Annotated in this window: 21 protein-coding genes and 1 pseudogene; 1 reads left to right on the forward strand and 21 read right to left on the reverse strand. The window is 34.3% G+C overall.

Annotated elements, in window-relative coordinates; genetic code table 11:
• Positions 1–89: 89 nt before the first annotated feature.
• The 20 genes and pseudogenes from BBF96_RS05360 to BBF96_RS05450 form a co-directional block, all read right to left on the reverse strand.
• Positions 90–491 (reverse strand): hypothetical protein, encoded by a 402-nt coding sequence (locus tag BBF96_RS05360; protein WP_127016192.1) that lies wholly within the window; start codon positions 489–491, stop codon positions 90–92.
• Between the two features lie 299 nt (positions 492–790).
• A complete protein-coding gene (locus BBF96_RS05365) occupies positions 791–1,102 on the reverse strand; it encodes a transposase (RefSeq protein ID WP_127016193.1) in 312 nt (103 codons plus the stop codon).
• The gene (locus BBF96_RS05370) at positions 1,089–1,868 is read right to left on the reverse strand and encodes a hypothetical protein (protein WP_127016194.1); all 780 of its coding nucleotides are present in this window, start codon (positions 1,866–1,868) and stop codon (positions 1,089–1,091) included. Before BBF96_RS05370 ends, BBF96_RS05365 begins: the two co-directional genes overlap by 14 nt.
• Entirely contained in the window at positions 1,865–2,089 is a 225-nt protein-coding gene (locus BBF96_RS17365) for a transposase (RefSeq protein ID WP_472762528.1), read from the reverse strand. Before BBF96_RS17365 ends, BBF96_RS05370 begins: the two co-directional genes overlap by 4 nt.
• 549 nt (positions 2,090–2,638) lie before the next feature.
• On the reverse strand, positions 2,639–3,052 hold the full coding sequence (locus tag BBF96_RS05380) for a hypothetical protein (RefSeq protein ID WP_127016196.1): 414 nt from the start codon (positions 3,050–3,052) through the stop codon (positions 2,639–2,641).
• Between the two features lie 417 nt (positions 3,053–3,469).
• Positions 3,470–3,856 carry a hypothetical protein gene (locus BBF96_RS05385; RefSeq protein WP_127016197.1) on the reverse strand — a complete coding sequence of 129 codons (387 nt, stop codon included), beginning with the start codon at positions 3,854–3,856 and terminating at the stop codon, positions 3,470–3,472.
• 41 nt (positions 3,857–3,897) lie between these two features.
• A pseudogene (locus BBF96_RS17370) lies at positions 3,898–4,084 on the reverse strand (transposase); the annotation flags it as partial.
• A 485-nt stretch (positions 4,085–4,569) separates the two neighbouring features.
• Positions 4,570–5,538 carry a DUF4340 domain-containing protein gene (locus BBF96_RS05390; protein ID WP_127016198.1) on the reverse strand — a complete coding sequence of 323 codons (969 nt, stop codon included), beginning with the start codon at positions 5,536–5,538 and terminating at the stop codon, positions 4,570–4,572.
• Positions 5,538–6,995, reverse strand: coding sequence for a GldG family protein (locus BBF96_RS05395; RefSeq protein WP_127016199.1), 1,458 nt, complete (start codon positions 6,993–6,995; stop codon positions 5,538–5,540). Before BBF96_RS05395 ends, BBF96_RS05390 begins: the two co-directional genes overlap by 1 nt.
• A gap of 16 nt (positions 6,996–7,011) precedes the next feature.
• Positions 7,012–7,722, reverse strand: coding sequence for an ABC transporter permease (locus tag BBF96_RS05400; RefSeq protein ID WP_127016200.1), 711 nt, complete (start codon positions 7,720–7,722; stop codon positions 7,012–7,014).
• Positions 7,722–8,678: an ABC transporter ATP-binding protein gene (locus tag BBF96_RS05405; protein ID WP_127016201.1), complete on the reverse strand. Its 957-nt coding sequence runs from the start codon at positions 8,676–8,678 to the stop codon at positions 7,722–7,724. The genes BBF96_RS05400 and BBF96_RS05405 overlap by 1 nt, the downstream gene beginning before the upstream one ends.
• Positions 8,679–9,017: 339 nt before the next feature.
• Positions 9,018–10,058, reverse strand: a complete 1,041-nt coding sequence (locus tag BBF96_RS05410) for a D-alanine--D-alanine ligase family protein (RefSeq protein ID WP_127016202.1) — start codon at positions 10,056–10,058, stop codon at positions 9,018–9,020.
• A gap of 397 nt (positions 10,059–10,455) precedes the next feature.
• Positions 10,456–10,947, reverse strand: coding sequence for a hypothetical protein (locus tag BBF96_RS05415; RefSeq protein ID WP_127016203.1), 492 nt, complete (start codon positions 10,945–10,947; stop codon positions 10,456–10,458).
• A 308-nt stretch (positions 10,948–11,255) separates the two neighbouring features.
• Positions 11,256–12,593 (reverse strand): TldD/PmbA family protein, encoded by a 1,338-nt coding sequence (locus BBF96_RS05420; protein ID WP_127016204.1) that lies wholly within the window; start codon positions 12,591–12,593, stop codon positions 11,256–11,258.
• Positions 12,583–14,025 carry a TldD/PmbA family protein gene (locus BBF96_RS05425; protein WP_127016205.1) on the reverse strand — a complete coding sequence of 481 codons (1,443 nt, stop codon included), beginning with the start codon at positions 14,023–14,025 and terminating at the stop codon, positions 12,583–12,585. The genes BBF96_RS05420 and BBF96_RS05425 overlap by 11 nt, the downstream gene beginning before the upstream one ends.
• Before the next feature lie 399 nt (positions 14,026–14,424).
• Positions 14,425–14,934 carry a pantetheine-phosphate adenylyltransferase gene (coaD, locus tag BBF96_RS05430; protein WP_127016206.1) on the reverse strand — a complete coding sequence of 170 codons (510 nt, stop codon included), beginning with the start codon at positions 14,932–14,934 and terminating at the stop codon, positions 14,425–14,427.
• A gap of 15 nt (positions 14,935–14,949) precedes the next feature.
• Positions 14,950–15,492: a 16S rRNA (guanine(966)-N(2))-methyltransferase RsmD gene (gene rsmD / locus BBF96_RS05435; RefSeq protein WP_127016207.1), complete on the reverse strand. Its 543-nt coding sequence runs from the start codon at positions 15,490–15,492 to the stop codon at positions 14,950–14,952.
• 350 nt (positions 15,493–15,842) lie between these two features.
• Entirely contained in the window at positions 15,843–18,233 is a 2,391-nt protein-coding gene (gene recG, locus BBF96_RS05440; RefSeq protein WP_236777883.1) for an ATP-dependent DNA helicase RecG, read from the reverse strand.
• 95 nt (positions 18,234–18,328) lie between these two features.
• Positions 18,329–19,969: a DAK2 domain-containing protein gene (locus tag BBF96_RS05445; protein ID WP_236777884.1), complete on the reverse strand. Its 1,641-nt coding sequence runs from the start codon at positions 19,967–19,969 to the stop codon at positions 18,329–18,331.
• Complete coding sequence (locus tag BBF96_RS05450) at positions 19,956–20,318, reverse strand: Asp23/Gls24 family envelope stress response protein (protein WP_127016208.1); 363 nt, start codon at positions 20,316–20,318, stop codon at positions 19,956–19,958. The genes BBF96_RS05445 and BBF96_RS05450 overlap by 14 nt, the downstream gene beginning before the upstream one ends.
• 233 nt (positions 20,319–20,551) lie before the next feature.
• On the opposite strand from BBF96_RS05450, the gene rpmB reads away from it, so the two are divergent.
• Positions 20,552–20,782 (forward strand): 50S ribosomal protein L28, encoded by a 231-nt coding sequence (rpmB, locus tag BBF96_RS05455; RefSeq protein ID WP_127016209.1) that lies wholly within the window; start codon positions 20,552–20,554, stop codon positions 20,780–20,782.
• Between the two features lie 288 nt (positions 20,783–21,070).
• Here the strand turns inward: rpmB and BBF96_RS05460 are convergent, their stop codons facing one another.
• Positions 21,071–21,934, reverse strand: coding sequence for a formate/nitrite transporter family protein (locus tag BBF96_RS05460; RefSeq protein WP_127016210.1), 864 nt, complete (start codon positions 21,932–21,934; stop codon positions 21,071–21,073).
• Between the last annotated feature and the right edge of the window lie 427 nt (positions 21,935–22,361).

Here is a 22,361-nt window from a genome sequence, read left to right on the forward strand (position 1 = left end):
ATCGCTGACTTACTAATCTGGCAGTGTTAATTCTTTCTCCATAAACACTAGAAAAGATAAAAGTTGAATTGGCTCAACTTCATATTTTTCTACCAGACATAAGAAATACCTATTCCAGTAATAGGTACCATTAGAACAAGCCCTATCTCAGCACTTATGGTAAAATAATTTTTCTCATCATCAACAGGAATTGCATATTCAACGCCTACTACTCCATAAGGAATAATAAGTCCTACAGTTCCTAAACCCCAAAAAGGATTGAAGCTATTAAGTTTAATTCCCGGTTCAAAATACATTTTTTGACTATAACCTAACAGTACATTAATTCCTTTATATCCTGTAATTTTTCCCTCTTTATTATATTGCGCCCAGCCAAAATTAGGGAAATTATTAATACCAATAATATATTCGGGTTTTTCTTGTGCTAATACTTCTACAGATAAAGTTAATAATAATGTACAGAAAAACAAAATAACTAAAACTTTATTCATAGCTTTTCCCACCTCTACCTCAAACTTATAATGTTGTTTTATTAGTTACAAAATAAAAGCGCAACATTATTATCATAATACATGAAACGAAACCAATGATATCATTCAATTCCATCATCTTCAACAGGAATACCAAAATAAAAATTATGATTATACTGCAAAAACATAGATTTTTGATCTTCTAAGTTTGAATAAACATAATAAAAATTTCACAACAAATTGTAAATATGTTTTCATATACTGATTCAATCTCCAATAATTTAAGAACTGATAGACTATACGTCTCTTTTTTATCCCTTTTAATATCTGTTTGAAGTTATAAGCATAACAAAATGATGAACCTTGAGTAAGCCCCGAACTAATAAACGTCTTAAACCAAATGCTCTTTTTAATGCAGATATGGCACCTTCTATGGCTACCCTCAAACTTTTCTTACTGGCATATTCTGGATCCTCTAATAACTTTCTGAATTGATCATTTTCATAACGGCTTTTTTTAAATCTCACTACCATATTCTTTTTCTGTTCTTTAAAAGGACAATAATCTCTATTTTGACAATTATTACAGTCTTCTTTCCTAAACCACGCTACATAAGTTTCACATTCTGCTATATACTATATACCCGATCTTGATCGGTTTTTTGCCTGCAGGACAGCGTTTGATACCTTTTTGTGCTTCAACTATAAAATCTGCAGTTGTTTTTTCTTCGTTTTTAAATTTTCTACCAACCATGTTAGTGGTAATAAGTTTAATCTCTTTCTCTTGTGTCTCTTTTAGTGTTTCTGGACTGCAGTATGCTCCATCTACAATAAGTTCCTTTATATCAATTCTTTCTTTTAAATCCTCTAATGACTCAAGCAAAAAGTTTACATCACTATGGATATTAGGCTCAACTGATACTTTTGTTATCAGTTGAATTGGATTATCTTTATTTGCTGTCTCAGTAATATTAACAGCATAACCTTGACATGATTTGTTTCCCTTTTTACGATAAGTAGCATCTTCATCAGTAGGGTTTTGCAAGGCATCAGATGGAATATCTTTACCTTCTTTTACTATTAATTGATCTTCATGAATTATAGTCTGGTCTTTAAGTACATGGCATAGATGCTTATAAGCTTTATTATGAAATTCCGGGTAATTCTTAAAACAATTTACAAGTTCAAAAATTTTCCCGGCCAATATCTCTAAAACCTCTTCATATTCTTTACCTTGCATTTTTTCTAAAAATTCTCTAGCTTTTTCTTCATCAGCTAATTTACGAATATTTTTATGAACTCTCTTTCTAGCATGAACTGGCAAACTATTAATGAAATTAGCAATAACATTAAGCATTAGTTCTGTACGGGAAAGCTTCTTCATGTTTGATTGAATCATTGTGGAAATTCGCCAATCTTCTGGATACCAAGAACATACATAAATTGAAGATTATAATGGAAATTATCAATTAACTGTTCATCAGTTAAGCCAAACAAATGTTTTAATATTTCAAGAGAAATTAGAATATTTACCTGAAAATTAAGACAGCTCTTTTTATCTGAATACATACTGACAAACTTTTTTTCATCAATTTTTGAAAATACTTCATTGTAGAAAATGCCTGGTCATCCTTCTTCAATTCTTTTCCGGGAGGCGCTTTTAAGGTTATTAACAAAACTAAACATCTTAAGTTGCTTATGAGCATCGTTTTCCCTAAACACAATCAATCACTCCCGGATATAGATTATGTTTAATATTATTATATCACATATTTGGGGTACCTTGGACAAATTTTATTAGACCTTTTTGCAGTTTAATCATCTAAAGAAGCTTTGGAAGAAATTTCAAGAAATTCTGGTACTCAATTTGATGAAAGGGTTATTCAATACCTTAATGAAATTATAAAAGATAATGATTTTGATAAAATCACTATAAATTTTGATAGATTATAAATATCAAGTACTTTTGGATTAATAATGATCAATATTTAAAATTTATATAATTGCTGGATCTCCCATTATTTCTATCCAGTTACTTCTAATCATATCCAGAAACTTTTGGCCATCAGGATTATTACCGATAACTTTTAACGTTTCTTCATAGTAATTGATTTATCTTCCATATTAGTATAAACTGCTGACTTACTAATCTGGTCTGGTAACAAAGTTTTAAAGGAAACATTTAAACTCTGTAATTTTCCATTCTGATCCTCGTTTAATTAAAGTAAACTCATTATTCACAACAAATTGTTGATTATCATCATCTACAAAATAATCATATACAAAAATAGTTTTAACATAAGCCCTGCCGCTTGAAATTCTAATTGATTCAAAACAAACTGAACAGTAGTTTAAATCCGTTGAAGAATGAATAGTTTTTAAAAAAAATAAAAATTCTTCTTTATTATTAAATGTTACATCTAATAACGGTTCAATCTCTTTAACTGGATCTAAAAGATACAAGCTAAAGTAGAATTTTTCAATTGTATTCCTTACTAATTCTTTCTCTACATAATTTCCACCACATCCAACTAAATAAAATACACACATTATTAACACCAAAATAACAGATATTCTTTTCATATTAATCCCCCTTTTAACTCTTCTGATAAGCGAATTTTATAAAAATATACTGGCTCAACAAGTTGAAAAGTAAATTGCATTGCTTTAATAGCTTCCAAACTAGCAATTGCAAAAAGTGAAATAACATTAAATGAAATGGCTTAATTACAGTATAACAAATATAATGGTTTAAAATTTAAACCTAAGAACCAGGAGAGTAGCATACTTAAAAGCAGGATACATTTATTATTATTGTACAACCAAAAGACCATTTTTAAGAGTTAACAGAGCCTATTTCACAGTTTTTCTCAAAAAATTAAAATTATGAAAGAACCTGATAAATCCATCTTCAATATTAATAGGGAAAACTCTTACGGAATTTTTTAAGAAAAGCTGAGCAAAATAGCTTAGCTTTTCATTATGCAAAGTTGACCTAACTTAACATTTAATATTACTCACTCCCTCATCTACAACAAGAATACCAAAATAAAAATCATTAGTTAAAATACTCTTATCTTCAGTAACAGTATATACATAACCATTTTTTAATCCTGGAGTACTAAACGTAATGGTCAAAAAAGATTTTTCAGTAACAAATTCTTCATCAAAACCTTCAATTTGCCAATGATACTCCCTTTTAGTTCCTATTTTACAGACCTCTGAATAATTTAACCAAATATTAACCGGTTGGTTCACCACGGCTGGATCAGGACTTAATCTTACCCCAGTTATCCAGATTTGATATATTGGTTCTACACCAAAACAACCTGTTAAAGTCAAGAAGGTGAAAATAATAATTACAAAAATCAGCAGAATTCTTTTCATTTTGCACCTCCCAATATATACCAATTAAATAATACTAATACTATATAGAAATCAAGGATTCTCTATAACCTTCTTCATCGATGCCAATGATCACAAGTCAACATACTCACGACGCAACTTTACACTCATACCATCAATGTAAAGAACACTATAACGTTTTCTGAATTTACGTTAATGCCATTTATTCAGTTCTTCTAAAGCAACATCTGTTAAATTGCTGACAGAAGTTTCAAAGAGGATTCCTTTTTTATTTATGTGAGATCTCACAAAAGTCATTTACACAAATATTATACACTACTTTATCTACACTCTTTTATTAAGATTTTTGACATAAAAAGCTCAATTTTTAATAAATACTTGAATAACCAATATCTATCAAATACCTCCTTCAATATATTATATATTTTTATACCTAGTATAACATAACTACTATTATTTGTCAACATTTTCTTTTTATTAGATTATTAAGCGTTTCACTTTTAATTTTAAATATTTTTAATTCAACCTAAAAAAATTAAAACTAATTAAATATTTTTTAAACTATCATCTCAGTTTTACCATAATTCCTCTTCAAAAACTTTTTATAACCAACCAATAACCTGGTTCACCTTTATCTTCAAATTTTCTATATATCAATTTCTTTCATCACGAAAACAAAAAACCCCTTCTGGATAATATAGTTCTATCCAGATAGGGGTTATTCCATATCAGATTTAGCTATCTTCAGAAGTTTCTTCAGTATTAGAATCTTTTTTAAGATCTTCAGCAGTAATAAAGACTTTCTTACTATCAGCAGTTACAATAAAAACTTCTGGCCTATCAATCTTTTTAGCGTACATAGTTGTTTCAGTTGTAGCTATACCGTATGCCAACATCTCGGTTTTATCTTTACCTTTAACAGTCACTTTTAATAACGGTTTAGTTAATCCATATTTATTATATGATTCTGGATTATCATCAACAAAAGTAGTAATCCACGCAGTAAGTATATTATTTAAAAAACTGTCAACTTTATTCTGATCCAACTCAATACCTTCCGGGCCATCTACTAATTTCCAGTTATCCTCTTCCCGTACGATGGTAAAATTCTTCCCATCAACACGTTCTACCGTAAACTCTTCCACTTCTCCCCGGGTCAGAGTGAAAATCTGGCGCTCGCGCAAACTATCCAAATCAGGCTTAAACTTATCGCCTAGATAACCTGCAATCTTATAAATGGTATTAATTCCGGCCCGGCGAAAATAATAACCATCCTCGATTGGAGTAGAATTACCAACCCAACCTTCATATTTCTTACCATCAGTAAGGGTAAAAGTAATATGAGTAGCATTCTCATCCAGACCAAATTGACTATAATCATCTGCTGTAGCTTCTTCTTTAATAATCTTAGTTGCAGAAAGAGTTGCCAGATTCTCTGCCAGAGAATCTACTTTCATTTGATCCAACTCCCGATCATCAGAGCCAGCCAATCGCCATTGACCATCTTTCTTCTCCAGTGCCAGAGTAGTTTCTCCTTTTGTTAATGTCATAGTCTGAATCTTATCAGCATCCAGGTTAAAAATCTCTTTAGCCTTTTCAGCTGGATCTACTTCGACTTTTTCTTCCTTTTCAAGGGTGAAGTAATAGATTCCAGCCATAATAATGAAGATAATCAGAAGAAAGATAGTCGTTTTAAACCTCATTATAAACTCCTCCTTCTAAGCCAGATACCAAATCCTAAAGAGAGCACTAAAAGAGGAATGATAACAACGGTTACATAAAAGAGATGTTTACTGGCTTTATTATCCAGAACCAACTCTCTATATTCAATAGTTCTAGGACGGATAGTTAGCTGTTCCTTTTGCCCAACCATCCATTGGACACTGTTCAAAACCAGATCGCGATTTCCCTGAGCAGTTAAAGTCTGATCCACTAAAAAGCTGCTAGTTCCAAATACTACCAACCTGGTCTCTTTCTTTTGATCAGTTACATTATCTTTAGCTTCCTTTTCTGTATCTTCTGCTGTAGTTTCTTCTGATACAGGAGCTGTAACAACAGCACCAATGGTCAAAGGTCCCTTTTGATCGATTCCTTCATCAAACTGGGCTTTGGAACTGGTAAAATCTGTTTCACCCCAGGCTTCATTACTTGTAACTAAAAGGTTAGTTACCTTTCTATCTTTAGATCTTTTTACATCCATACTTCGTGCATATGGTATAACTACCACCATCTTGTTCTCCAGTATTTCTGAAGTAATAGAATGGGATATAATTTTAGGAATCAAAGTCAGGGCATCAAAGAAATAGTGACGTTTAGGATCGATAACCAGATCATCGTGTAATTCAATTCCCCAATCGGCCAATAACTTTTTAATATTAATCAACTTATTCCCCTGGGTCACTGGGTCCACATATGCCATTAAGTGCCCGCCGCTAGCAAGATAATTATTGATAAGTTTAACCTCTTCAGTCTCTAAATCCCGCTTTGGACCAGCCATAATCAGCAGTGAAGCATCCTCTGGAATACTCCCCTTTTCTACCAGATTTAAACTGTCAACTTCAAATCCTTCACCGACCAGATCAGATTTTAAAAGTTGCAAATCCTTGTCTAGAGAAAGCTCTTCATGACCGGTGAGAAAATAAATTTTTTCCGTATTTTTACGGGTTAGAGCCATAATTGCTCTGGTCAAAGCCTGTTCTCCTTTAAACTCAGTACTTCCTCCATACATACTACCATAAGAATATAATTCATAAGGTTTAATTTTTTGACTCCGATCACCTTTTAAAACTACTAGTGTATTATACATTTCAATCTCATATTTTTTAGCTAAAGAAGGTTCCTTATCTGGATCAATAAACTGGTAATCTACGTATTTAGAGTAAGTTTTATATTCTTTTAATAAATCCTTAACCTGCTGTTCTAAGTAAGAACCTGCCTGAAAAAAGGCCAGAATCTCAACATCAGCATCTAAATTCTTTAAAACCTCTTTAGTTTGAGGACTGAGACTAAATCGTTGGTCTGCGGTGAAGTCATAACGTAGGTTAAACCGGGCCATAAATAAATTAAGTAAGATAATAATCCCAACCACAGCAATAACCAGAACAACAGCATTACCACCATATTGAAAACGCTGATTGGTAAAGAGTTTTTTGATATTCATTTCTACTCCTCCCTCCTTAGCTCCACCGCTTGCGCTCCAAATTTAATCCTGTCAAAAACAACCAGAAGAATATAAAACTGAGATAATAAACTACATGCCCTAGATCGATAATTCCTTTAGTAAAATCAAAGTAATGAGTCAAAATGGACAGATTTGATAAAAAGGTACCAATCCAACGAGGCAAAAATTCATCCGCCCAACTAAACACCCAAAAGAGGAGAAGCAGTCCAAAACTAATTACCCCAGCAATGATTTGATTTTCCGTCAGAGAAGAAGCAAAATTCCCCACAGCAATACAGGCAGCACCCAAAAGCAAAAGGCCTAAATAACCGGTAAAGATCGGACCTAAATCGGGTGAACCAAAAATTCCTAATGTAATAGGAAACTCAAGAGTAATTACAAGAATAACTACAAAAACAGCTAAAGATGCGAAAAACTTACCAAGTACCAGACTACTAATCCGGGCCGGAGCAGTTAAAAGAAGTTGATCAGTACCTCCTTTTTTCTCCTCAGCCCAGAGCCGCATTGTTAATAGAGGACTAACGAAGATAAAAATTATCGCCATATTGTTGATTATGGGCCTCAATTCAGCCAATCTGGTAGAAAGTACAAAGGATGAAAAGAAATATCCAATAATCAGCAGATAAAAACCGATAAAAACATAGGCACTCATGGATAGAAAATATGAACGGAACTCACGTTTAAAGATAGTAAATGTTTTACTCATTAAGCAGCCCCCCTCTCTGTGGATTCTTCAGTAACCAATTCAAGGAAGATATCCTCCAGAGATAGATCAATCGGTTTTAACTCTAAAATAGGTAAATTGGCCTTAGCCATTGTATAGAATAGCTCTTCCCGAATATCAGCATCACCATCAGCAGTAATTATAAAATCACAGGTTCCCGTTTCTTCCGATTCAACAGAAGTAATCTGGCTGATATTAGAGATTTGAGCCAGATTGTTTTCAACTACCTCAGACTCTCCTTTGATTTTAACACGCAAACTCTGGCCTTTTTGTAAACGGTGGGAAAGTTCCGCAGGAGAACCTTCTGCAACTATCTCTCCCTGGTTGATAATCAAAACCCGTTCACAAAGAGCACTTACCTCAGGCAGTATGTGGGTACTTAAAATAACAGTTCGATCACGGCCTAATTCCCGGATAAACTCCCGTATAGTAATAATCTGTTGAGGATCCAAACCTACTGTAGGTTCATCTAAAATCAAAACTTCAGGATCACCACAGATAGCCTGTGCCAATCCTACCCGCTGTCTATAACCTTTAGAAAGATTACCTATCAAACGGGTATAAACATCAGTCAACTGGAGTCGCTCCACCAGTTCGCTCAACTGATTATTCCGCTCCTTTCGCGGCACTCCTTTCAATTCCATTACAAAATTTAAATATTCTTTTACCGTCATATCCCGATAAACCGGAGGATTTTCAGGCAAATAGCCAACCTGTTTTTTCACTTCCAATGGATCACGTAATAAATCTGCCTCTCCGATGGTAACAGTACCGGAAGTAGGTGAAAGATAACCGGTTAAAATTTGCATAGTTGTCGTTTTACCTGCTCCATTAGGACCCAAAAAACCAAGAATCTCTCCCTTCTCCACTACAAAACTGATTCCCTTTAAAGCCTCTTTTGAACCATATCTTTTTCGCAAATCTCGAACTTTAATCATCCTTTTTCCTCCCTTCCCTATTAATGAATGATTAAACTGCAAAAAGCTAATTTTGAGCGACATAGAAATTTTTCGTTAAACCATCTTAGTGAGATTTCAGTCGAAATAAGGCCTCATATGAGGATGTGATGAGCTAATCAAGGGTCAGGATGACCCATTGATTAGTGTGCCTTATTTCGACTGAAATCGAACTTTAGATGGCTCGAAAAATTTCTTTGAAGCGAAAAATTAGCTTTTTGCAGTAAAATCATTAATGCATAAAAGATTTAAACCCAATAGTTCTGCATTTTATTTTAGGACAAAATTTTCACAAAAATTTCACACATTCTAAAAAAATCATTAAGCAATACTTTTTCTTTTTGCTAAATAATCAAGTGACTTTCTTCCAATCCTGGACAGCAACTTTTGAGCACCAAACCGTTCTAGACCAAGTTCTATAAGACACCGTACCAATGCTGGAAAATCCAATCCCAGCACCTCAGCCATCCTGGGAATCTCACTATAGCCCGGTTGAATACCTGGAAGAGTGTTAATCTCCAGGAAATAAAAGTTCTCCTCTGCATCCAATCTAAGATCAATTCGAGCATAACCAGCACAGTCCAAAAGTCGATATGCCTTTTGAGCAGCCTCGAGCATTTTTAAAGCTAATTCTGGACGCAACCGGGCAGGACACTCTATCTTTACTGCATCACGTTCTTTTACTTCATAACTATAAAACTTATTTTGGAAAATAATCTCTTCAATAGGCAGAGGAATTGTCTTTTGATTTCCCAAAATACCAATAGTGAATTCACGGCCTTCAATAAATTCTTCTACAAGGACGGGTTCATTGAATACGGTTAGAAGATGATTAATCTGTTCATAGAGCTGGGTTTTATTTTGTACTACACTATTCTCTGTGATACCCATACTGGACCCTTCGCTTGAAGGTTTTACTATCAGGGGAAATCTTAACTTTGGATCCAATTCCTCCTGACCAGTAATAAAAACCTGAAAAGCAGGAGTTGGAATTCCCGCTGATTTAAATAGATATTTGGCTACCTCTTTATGGATTCCCAGAATATGAGTTCTAAGACCAGATCCAGTAAAAGGTATCTTAGCTAATTCTAACATTGCTACTACATTTGCCTGTTGGTTCTTATTCCCAATCCCGGTAGCTATATTAAAAACTATATCCACCTGAGCCTGATGAATCTGACTAATCAAATTGTGTCCAACAGGAATTAAAACTGGCTCCCACTCTAGCTGTTTTATGGCATCTTTAACTGCCTGAACTGTTGCCCCTACCTGAACAAAACCATGCGGATTACGTTTATCAACTTTTGTGTCAGTAAGGGAATCGTGCAAAATACCAACCCGTAATACTTTACTAGATCTCATTACAGTCCACCTCCCAATAATTTATTATGATTACTATCCAATTTTTGTTGGTACAGCAACCTTCCCTTTCCTGACTGACAGCTATTTACAATAATAATTATACTACCATTCCAATAATTTAATAAAATTTTACCTATCATTTCTTTTTTTAAAAAAAGACAAAAAAAAGAACTGAATGAAAATCAGCTCTTTTTTGCTTTTACTATCACTTGCTATCTTTAATTTTCTCCATATCTTTTTTGCTTCAAAAGAAATTTTCGAACCATCGAAATAGATCTTTATGATCCTTGATTAGTTCATCACAGTCTGTGATGGGGCTATTCTTTTCAATTTCACTAAGATAGTTTAACAAAAAATTTCTATCTCACTCAAAATCAGCTTTTTGTAGTTTAATCAGTTAAACTTTCTCAGGTTCTTTAAATATTCGGTTCAAAGCATCCTCATACTCCCGTAAATTCAAGGTCGCAATTCGATTCACCATATTAACACCAGCCATACGACGATTTTCATTTTTAAAATCTACATTCAAAATCTCTTTTAATTCATCAAAATGTTCTTTTAACTCATTAATCTCCTCTGTAATTAAATCAGAAACCGGTTTTTTACATATTGTGTACTGTTCACGAATAAAATCTGCCATTCTAGAATCAGGGAATCGAACAATAATGGTATTATTAACCATATTTAATAGAATCATTAATCTGATCATTATGAGCCCTTGCTGAAGGATAATATCATCTTTATATTCCTTATGAATAATATCATTGGAAGTATCAATTAAATCCTGCATAAGGTTGAACTGCCAATCCATAAGCTCATCATATTCAAGACTTTTAAAACATTTCATCTCTTTTTCTGTAATTAGCCCAAACTCTGATATTTTAATCATCTCCTCTTTCCTTTTCTCTCTTTATTATTTACAGAAAGAGGGGTTTTTACCCCTAAACAAAATCTTTTTTTAATTCATGATCAAACTGCAAAAAACTAATTTTGAAAGGCATAGAAATTTTTCGTTAAACCATCTTAGTGAGATTTCAGTCGAAATAAGGCCTCATATGAGGATGTGATGAGCTAATCAAGGGTCAGGATGACCCATTAATTAGTGTGCCTTATTTCGACTGAAATCGAACTTTAGATGGTTCGAAAAATTTCTTCATGAAGCGAAAAATTAGCTTTTACAGTAAGATCATTCATCAATCAGACATTCGTATTACCAGTAAAATGGAAGTTTTTAATCTTCAAAGCAGGAACATAATAATTTCCGATAAAAGCTTTCGTCCGCTGACGTTCCCTGGAGATAGCAATTACATTATTGAATGCTTCAAACATACTCTCTGTGAAACGCATATTTTCAACAGCGCCCACAATCTTACCATTTTCAATCTTAAAGACACCATCTCTGGTTAAAGCAGTCAAAATTGCCTGACGCGGATTAACCACATTCATATAATGGAAACGGGTAATAAGAAGACCATTTTCAGTACTTTTGATTATCTCTTCTAAACTTTGATCTCCCGCTAACATGACCAGGTTAAGGGGCATACCCCCTATTTCGAACATATTAATAGAATGACCGGTTGATTTTACACCATCTTTAATGGCACTAGCCTGATCATAAACGAGATCCTTAACTATACCGTTTTCAATAATGGTAACTTTTTGACGTGGATATCCTTCGGTATCAAAAGGTAAAGTTAAGGTATTTTCATCTGTAAAATCATCTACAATGGTAATCCTTTCATCAAAAATCTTTTCACCTTTCTTGCCAGTTAGAAAACTCCTGTGATCTTGCACACTTTTGCCACTAAAACCGATATATGCCATGTAAGTAAGTAAATCTCCAACTGCCAACGGTTCTAAGATTACAGTATATGGACCTGGTTTAATTCTCATAGGATTTCGATTCATCTTTGCTTTTTCATAAGCAATTTTAAAAGCTCCAATAATGTCCAGATCCCCCGGACGATTGGAGATTAATTGAGCATAACCGGTTCCACCTTTTTCATTGGAGACAAGAACATTAAACTCAACATTATTACCTTTCATAAACCTTTTGATCCCTATGGAATTTCCATAAGCAACATTCATAATTCCATAAGATAACGCACCATAGGTTTTATACCCGGGTTCAAGTAAATTTATCCCCTGTTTAATTAATCTGGCCCGTCCTTCAATATTAAAAACTGTATCTAATTCTTTGTTAAAATCTTCATCTTCAATCAATTTGGGAGAAGAAACTAATGAAAGTTCTACTTCACCTTCTGGAAGAAACTTAAGATTATTGATGGCTTCTTTGACAGCAGCCCTCAACCCTTCTTTATCATAAAGGGTTGTTGCAATCTGACTTTGTTTTTTGCCCTCAAGAATTGTAATTATAACTTCAGTTTTATCCTCAAATACATTTTGATGAATTTCCGACTTAGCAAAACGGGTTAATCCCATTTCATTTGAGAAAACCAGTACCTGAGTATTATAACCTTCTGCCTCTTTAATAACAAAATCAATAATTTCATAAATTCTCTCTTTATTTAACATCGGCAACACCTACCTTAATATTTCTAAATCTTGCTGGAGCAGCTCCATGCCCTACATGAGCTATCTGCAAAGGTTGGCCCTTACCACAGTTTGGCGTCCCATACATCTTCCAATACTTTTCATTACATACTCCATCACAGGAAGCCCAGAACTCAGGAGTTATGCCTGTATAAATAGGATTTTTGAAAATCTTCCCAGTTAATTTGCCATCTTTAATTTCATAAGCTATCTCACAACCAAACTGGAAATTTAACCGTTTATCATCAATACTCCAACTTTTATTGGTTTTAAAAAAGAAACCATAATCAATTCCAGCAATCAACTCATCCAGTTCTTTGTCACCAGGTAAAAGATTAATATTGGTCATTCGCACTATTGGTGCCCTTCCCCACCCATCTGCTCTATTAGTACCATTTGACGGCTGATTTAATAAAGAGGCAGTCTCCCGAGAAGTAAGAAAGTTCTTAAAAATTCCTTTGGTAATAATTTCAGTCCGCTGTGCTTTAACACCATCATCATCATAGCCAAAAGTCCCAAGCCCTAGGGGAACTGTAGCATCAGCTACTACGTTTACATACTCAGACCCGTATTTGAAACCAATCATATCAGGACTTAAGAAACTGGTACCTGCAAAATCAGCTTCAGAACCGAAGACCCGATCCAATTCAATGGGATGCCCTATACTCTCATGAATTTGAAGAGCCAATTGAGAACCATCTATAATAATATCAAAAACACCAGATGGGCATTCTTCAGCTTCTAAAAGGGCAGCTGCCTCTTTCGCAATATCCCCGGCATTCTCTACTAATTTTTGTTCTAAAATATATTCATACCCTGAAGTCCCGAAATTGCCCCGAAAAGAGTTTGGATAACTGCGGCTTTGCATATCATTTTCATTGGCAGCAATAGCTTCTATCCCGCAACCTGATTCATACAATTTTTGGGTGATAAAAGAACCTTCTGTATCAGCGAAAATCTTCTCTTCTTTACGAAAATCCATACTACCCAGGGTTCTAAAAAGCTCTGCATGTCGGCGCATCTCTCTTTCAGCTTCAAAGAGCAAATCCAGTTTTTCCTTTTTCGAAATTGTAAAAGGGTCAATTTTGATTGGTGTCTCATAATGATCAATAACAACTTCTTTCGGCGCAAGTTGAATTGGTCGATGCTGAATAAGACGGCTGGCTTTTGCAATTTCTAAAGCTTTTAAGGCTGTTTCTTCCATTTTATCAAAATCCTGCGAAGCTGCAAAACCCATAGAACCATCCAGATAAACACGAATACCATAACCCCGACTTCGAGATGTGGAAAGGTTTCTTACTTTTAGATTTTCGGTACTAATCTTTTCTTCCATAATATCATTGACACGAATATCTGCATAATCGACTCGATGTTTTTTCAACACCTCTAATACTTTCAAAATCTTCTCTTTCATTCCAACTCTCCTTTCAAAATATTTTTTTATGATTATACCGCAAAAAGCTAATTTTGAGCGCCATAGAAATTTTTCGCCAAATCATCTTAGCGAGATTTCCATCGAAATAAGGCCTCATCACAGAAGGTGATGAGCTAATCAAGGGCCAAGAGGGCTCTTTGATTAGGAAGCCTTATTTCGACGGAAATCGAGCTTTAGATGATTCGAAAAATTTCTCAAGAAGCGAAAAATTAGCTTTTTACAGTTTAACTATATTATACATTTCTAAATTAATTCCTCTTTCAAAATATTCAATTAACTAAATATTTTTTCTCTTTTCCAGAGAGAGGTAGAGAGCTATTATAATTAAAAAGGCTGTTGACCTTCTAACTTTGTCAACAGCCTGATATAACTGGTTTATTATAATTGTTTTTGCTTCATTCTCCTAATTTCTTTAATTCTCTGGATCATCCTCTCTTGTACATTAGGTGGTACCAGACCGCGAATACATCCTCCAAATAAAGCAGCTTCTTTAACTACACTAGAACTTAAAAATGCATGTTCATTACTGCTCATTAAAATCAGGGTCTCTATATTAGGGTCCAATTTTTTATTCATAGATGCCTTCTGAAACTCACCTTCAAAATCGGAAACAGCCCGAATTCCTCTGATAATTATACGGGCATTTTTTTGTTTAGCATAATCAACTAATAAGCCATCAAAACTATCTACTGAGACATTTTTAAATTTTTTTGTAGCTTCTTTTAACATTTCTACCCGTTCTTCCATGGTAAACATAGGCTCTTTAAAAGGGTTACAAAAGACAGCCACAATTATATGTTCAAAAATTTTGCTACTCCGTTCAATTATATCCAGATGACCATTAGTTACAGGATCAAAACTTCCAGGATAGATTGCAATTTGTTTCATTATTGCCTCTCCTCTCTAAATTTTTACCCCGATAAAAGTTAACCCGATATTCCCATATGATTTGTATTTTAACAACTTAAAATGATCGGGAAGTTTAGGTGGTAATTCGGTATTATGTTCACAAACAATGATTCCATCTTTTTGAATTAAATTTTTCTCGTAGATAATCTTCAAAGTCTTCTCATACAACCCTGCTTCATATGGCGGATCAAGATAGATAATATCAAAAGAATTGTTCAATTTGGGAAGAACTTTTAAAACATCTCCACAAATCACCTCAGCCCGGTCATTGAATCGGGTTAAAGTCAAATTTTCTTTAATAATCTTTAAATGTTTAGGATTCAGTTCTATAAAAACTGCCTTCTTAGCTCCTCTACTTATAGCTTCAATACCAATTCCGCCAAACCCTGCAAAAAGATCTAAAAAATTTGCGTCAATAACATAATTTCCAAGAATGCTGAAAAGAGCTTCTTTAACCCGGTCTGTCGTAGGCCTGGCTTTTAGACCTTTTCCACTTTTAAGTTTTCTACCTCGGGCCTCACCAGCAATAACCCGCATAAAAATACCTCCTTAAAAATCACCGAAAAACGCATATTCTAATGAAGAAAAGGATAAACTAAAATCACAGAATAATTGAAAGTCCTCCCCATTAACTCTTCCTCCGATTCTCCTCTCTCTTAGAAATTGGTGATGCAATCCATCACCAATTTTTATTTTTTTAAGATTTTACTGCAAAAAGCTAATTTTGAGCGCCATAGAAATTTTTCGTTAAATCATCTTAGTGAGATTGAAAAGAATGGCCTCATATGAGAATGTGATGAACTAATCGAAATTACTGAAATCGAACTTTAGATGGTTCGAAAAATTTCTTTATGAAGCGAAAAATTAGCTTTTTGCAGTTTAATCATTTAAACAAAACTCCCCTTAAATCGCATTTTTAAGACAACTTTTAGAAGATCAGAATTTATAAAATCTGGAGACTTATCTAATAAATCTTTAACCTCTCTTCTTACCTGTTCTAATACCTGCCAATCCCTTATAAGATTAGCTATTTTAAATTCAGGAAGACCATGCTGGCGAGTACCAAAAAATTCTCCTGGCCCGCGGATTGCAAGATCCTCTTCCGCAATTTTAAAGCCATCATTAGTCTCAACCATAGCTTTAAGCCGCCGCTCTCCTTCAGGTGTAGTAGCTTCACCTATCAATATACAATATGATTGAGCATGTCCACGTCCTACCCGTCCTCTCAACTGATGGAGTTGGGCCAGTCCAAAACGCTGAGCATCTTCGATAATCATAATACTGGCATTAGGAACATCTACTCCAACTTCTATAACAGTTGTAGCAACCAAAATATCCACTTTACCATCACGAAAATCCCTCATAATTTTGTCTCGCTCATCCCTGGGGGTTTGACCGGTTAAAAGAGCCACACGATAATCATAGAATACCTCGTTAGATAAATATTCAGCCATCCTGATTGCGGATTCTACTTCTATTACATCAGAATCTTCGATCAGGGGACAAACAACATAAGCCTGTCGGCCTTGATTTAACTGCTCTTTTACGAAAGAATAAATTTTATCTCTTGCTTCTGGCCCGCGTTGTAAAGTGATAACAGGTTTTCTACCTGGTGGAAGTTCATCTATCACAGATAAATCCAGATCTCCATAGATCGTTAAAGCCAGAGAACGTGGAATTGGAGTAGCAGTCATAACCAGTACATGTGGATGTAAACCTTTTTTTCGTAAAAGATCTCGCTGATGCACTCCGAACCGGTGTTGTTCATCAATAACAACTACTCCCAATTTATGAAATTGTACCTCTTCTTGAATCAACGCATGGGTACCGATTAAAAGATCAATTTTTCCATCTTTCAGTTCTTTAAGAATCCTTTCCTTACTTTTTTTCTTCATACTTCCCGTAAGTAATTCAATTCTGATCTTCAGTACATCAAACCATTCTTTAAGGGAGAGATAGTGTTGCTCTGCCAAAATTTCTGTTGGAGCCATCAGAGCACCCTGTAATCCATTTTCTATTCCTTTTATCAGAGTTAATGCTGCAATCACAGTCTTACCTGAACCTACATCACCTTGAAGTAGGCGGTACATAGGTTTATCCCGTTGCAAATCTTTAGATATCTCTTCCCAGACCCGTTTCTGGGCATTAGTTAAAGTAAAAGGTAGAGAGTTTAAGAAATCTTTAACAAGTTTTTGATCTTCTTTACAAGCATATCCTCTTTTATCTGATTGAATGATTTTTCTCTTAACTAATATCCCCATCTGTAAAAGAAAGAAATCTTCAAAGATTAAACGCCTTTTAGCCTCTTCTAAAAGAGACCTATTTTCTGGAAAATGAATAGATTTAAGTGCCAGATCTATCGGCATTAGTCCAAACTTTTCACGAAAAAAATCGGGAATTAAATCTGGCATATAATGCAAATATCCATCAATAGCCTTTTTGATCATTTCCCTGATTTTTTTTTGGGTCAGTCCTTCTGTCAAAGGATAGATGGGAACAATTCTTTTTGTATGAACATGTTCCTCAGATTTAAGGTTTTCATAAACCGGATTATTCAATTCAATCTTCCGATAGCGATAATAGTTTTTTAAATTCACTTTACCGCTAAAGATTACTTTATCACCGTTTTTAAATTGATTTTTGATATAAGGTTGATTAAACCAGACACCAAAAGCTAGACCTGTACCATCATGAATGGCCACTTTGATAATTTTCATTCCGCGTTTGGGTCTGAGTTCTTGAATAGCCACAACTTCTCCCTTAATAGTAACTTCACCTTCTAGATTTTTGAGTTCTGCAATTGGTATAATCTCTGAACGGTCAGAATATTCCCGGGGTATATAATAAAGGAGGTCCATAATATTTTCCACACCCAAACGCTTTAAAATCTGTGCGCGTTTTGGGCCAATACCTTTCACATATTGTACAGATCCAGCCAGAACTTCCAGATTTTTTTTAATGTCCAATTGCTCTTTGGTTTTAGGTACTGGTTGATTCATTTTTTTAATACCCTGATCCAATTCTTTAATCAAAGGAATAGCTTGACGTATAATCTTTTGCCTCTCTTCTGGCAAAACTTTTCTATAATCTTTAAAAAGATTCCAAAGCTGGCTAACAGTCATAAGGAGGTCAGGAGAAGATCCTTTCAGTTTTTCTTTCAATAAATCCAGATGTTTTATGACATATTTATCAAATCCGCCAAAAACAGCAGTATTTAAAAAACCGGCTCTAATTTCAGCTTTAAAAGGACGTTTTAATTTTTCCATAATCTCCTCCATTTATTAAACCCCCTTTTTTTATGCCAGCTTCACAAAAAAGACATATGCCTATACTTTATCTGACATATGTCTTAAATTTAAAAATATTTTCTAATCTATTCAACAGAGAAGATATAATCATAAAGCGGTTGACCTCCATAATATAATTCTATATCTTGATTCTTAAAACGTTCTTCGATCTTTTTCCGCAATTTTTCAGCCTGATCTTCAGATACATTTGAACCGTAATAAATAGTGATTAAAAAATCATCTTCATCTATCATCTTATCTAACAATTCCAGTGAAACTTTTTCACAGTCCTTATCAACAACCTGAATATCTCCATTATAAAGCCCCAGACAATCTCTCTCTTTAATATCAAATGAATTTACTTTTGAATCCCGAACAGCATAAGTAATTTCCCCAGTTTTAACCTCTTCAAGGCCTTGAATCATTGCTTTAGCAATTTCAGAGAAATTTAATTCTGGATCTATTTTCATTAAAGAACCTATTCCCTGTGGTATAGAACGGGTTGGAACTACAATTATTTCTTTTTTACTGATGTTTTTTACCTGTTCGGCAGCAAATATGATATTTTTGTTATTTGGTAAAATAATTACATGATCAGAGTTAACACGTTCAACAGCCTCTACCAGATCCTGAGTACTGGGATTCATAGATTGGCCGCCTCTAACTACCTCATCTACTCCCAGGCTTTCAAAAATTTCTTTAAAACCTTCTCCAGCTACCACAGCTACAATTCCAAAAGGCTTCTTAGATAGAGATTGCTTCTCATCTCGTTCTTGACTTTGTTCAACCATATTTTCAATTTTTATTTTATTCAGTGGACCATATTTTAAAGCATACTCTAAAACAAGACCGGGATTATTTGTATGAACATGAACTTTAGTAATTCCCTTTGATCCAACTACCAGAAGAGAATCCCCATAATTTTCTAGATGTTCTCGAACCTTATCTAATGGAACATTTTCAGACATAATGATAAACTCAGTGCAATATTGATATTTAATTTCTTTATCAGAAGTTTTCTTTGCATCATAAACAGGCTCCTTAACTTTTTGTCCTTCGTAAACTTTCAGCTCACCCTCAACTGGTTGGCCTTTTAAAACCCTGAGAGCACCTTCTAATAAAAAAATATATCCCTGTCCACCTGCATCAACTACCTTGGCTTCTTTCAAAACCGGCAGCATCTCAGGTGTTTTCTTTAAAGCCTTGCGCCCTTCCTCAATAGCAGCATCAAGTACCTCAATAATATCATCAGATTTTTTGGCCTTCTCTACAGCCCCATCACCAACAAAACGGGCAACAGTTAAAATCGTCCCTTCAACAGGCTTCATAACTGCTTTATATGCCATTTCATAAGCACACTTTAAAGCATTTGCCAGATCTGCAGCACTCATTACATTTTTATTTTTAAGCCCATGGGCTATACCGCGAAATAACTGGGATAAAATAACCCCGGAATTTCCCCGGGCCCCCATTAAAGCTCCTTGCTGTAAAGCTTCAGCAATGTCACAAACCCTTTCAGATTCAGAATTTTGGATTTCCCGTGCCGCATTTAAGACTGTCAAATACATATTAGTACCGGTATCACCATCAGGTACAGGAAATACGTTTAATGAGTCAACATAATCTTTATGTTCATTTAGCCAGCAGGTAGCAGCTAAAATCATTTTTTTAAATTCTCTAGAACCAATCTGTTTTAATGATTGATTTGATGTATTAGTATGCAGCACCTATTCTCACTCCCTGAACATTAATATTTATTTTTGAAGGTTTGATTCCAGTCATTTTTTCTACGGTATATTTTACTTTATTTATAACATTATTAGCAACTTCAGTAATATTGATCCCGTATTCAACAATAATAAAAAGGTCTATAATTACCTCATTCCCATCGATTCTAACAGTAACTCCTTTAGTCAGATTTTCACGCCCAAGAAGTTCTGCTAATCCATCCTGAACTTTTTGTGAAGCCATACCTACTAGACCATAACATTCCATAGCAGCAAGACCTGCTATAACAGCAATGACTTCACGTGAAATACTAATCTTCCCGTAATTATTACTTAATTCATGCCCCATTACATACCCTCCTTAATCATTAAAGCTAATCTAACTTTAAAATATTCAAACCAAACGAAATTTATTAATCCAGTTTTTCTCCCCAGGCCCTTACAATAATTCAACACTTTTTTCTTAAAATCCTTCTTCTTTTTTTATGAAAATAGGAAATTCTCTTGCACGTCCTATCTCTTTATGTTAAAATTATAGAGTGAGTTTTATGACGGACTGTGATTTTAAAGGAGGTGTAATAAATGGCTCGTGTATGCGAAATTTGCGGAAAAAGTCGCGTTAAAGCAAGAACAATTGTTAGGCGCGGTAAAGCTAAGAAAAAAGGTGGGGTTGGTCGGAACATAACCGGAATCTCCCTTAGAACTCAAAAACCAAATCTGAAAAAGGTAAGAGCTATTGTAAATGGTAGCCCCAAGCGGATTCGTGTATGTACGCAATGCCTTAAATCCGGCCGTGTTGAAAGAGCCATTTAACATTCTTCATTAAAAATAAAAAAAGAACCTTAGCTAACAAGGTTCTTTTTTTGTTTTACCATTTAGTTCCATCAAATACATTTTAACAAGCACCTGAAAACATGCTTTTTGTAACTCTTTATAGCTTATGGTAATTGAGATAAATTTCTTATTACCAAATTTTCAACATCTACTCTTATCAATATTTGGTCATTAAAAATTACAAAAAATCATAAAAAAAGAGTAATCTTTTTCTCTCTTGCAATTTTAAAAAAAAGGGAGGTGCATTGCACCTCCGTAAATGTTATTTTAAGAATTGATATCCAACCCGGTTTCTTCTACTTGAACAGGGGATTCCCGAAGATATATAGCCCAATATAAGGTGCCGACAAAAAAGGCTCCTCCAACAATATTCCCCAAAAGAACAGGAATAAAGTTCTTTACAACCATACTTGTCCAGGTTAAGGAAGATAGAGCATTCTCTAATCCAGCAGCTTGAACCACCTGGAAATGATCTTTCAAAAACAGGCCAATAGGTATATAATACATATTTGCTATAACATGTTCAAATCCGCTGGCCACAAAAGCCATAATGATAAAATAACAGACTGCTACTTTACCAATTATATCTCTAGCTGAAGTCATTGCCCAGACAGCCAGACATACCAGCCAGTTGCACATGATCCCTCTAAAAAAAGCTTCTGTAATGGTCAAATTTACTTTGGCATTAGCAATCTTTAAAGCAGATGCACCAACCAAATAATGATTGGCCTGCCAGAGATTTGTTTTATACATAACATAAGCTACAAAAATGGAACCAATAAAGTTTCCTAAAAAGACCCATCCCCAATTACGAAACATTTTTTTAAGAGTAGTTCTGCCGCTCAAATAAGCCATTATGATCAAATTGTTTCCAGTAAAAAGACTAGCACCGCAGATTACCACCAATAATAATCCAAGACTAAAAACACTACCAATTAAAAATTTTGTAATTCCATAACCCAGATATTTTGCCACATCATGTCCAACCATTGTTGATGCTTCTGCTGCCATAGCAATAAAAGCTCCTGCCAGAAATGAAGATATTAAAAGTTCAGTTGTTCCTTGATTGGCTTTTTTTACGCCTCCCTCAACGGTAAGTTTAGCCACTTCCTTTGGAGAATAAAACGCCATTAGACTTTCCCCCTTTAATAAAGTATTAATTTTCGCAATCTTCTGTTTTTATAGTACAGTGATTGATCAATAATGTCAACAAATTTATTTAGAAATGATTAAACTGCAAAAAGCTAATTTTGAGCGATATAGAAATTTTTCGTTAAACCATCTTAGTAAGATTGAAAAGAATGGCCTCATCACAGGAGGTGATAAGCTAATCAAGAGTCAGGATGACCCATTGATTAGGGTGCCTTATTTCGACTGAAACCGAACTTTAGATGGTTCGAAAAATTTCTTTTGAAGCAGAAAATTGGATCAGCAATTAGTAGAATTACTTCTTTTTTAATAACCTTTACTTTAGCAGCAGAAAAAAAACTTTTAACCTGTAAATCGTTTTCATCAAGCTTTTTAATCTCCATAAAACAATTTCTGCTATAAATTCAAA

The organism is Anoxybacter fermentans (assembly GCF_003991135.1).
Taxonomy (GTDB): domain Bacteria; phylum Bacillota; class Halanaerobiia; order DY22613; family DY22613; genus Anoxybacter; species Anoxybacter fermentans.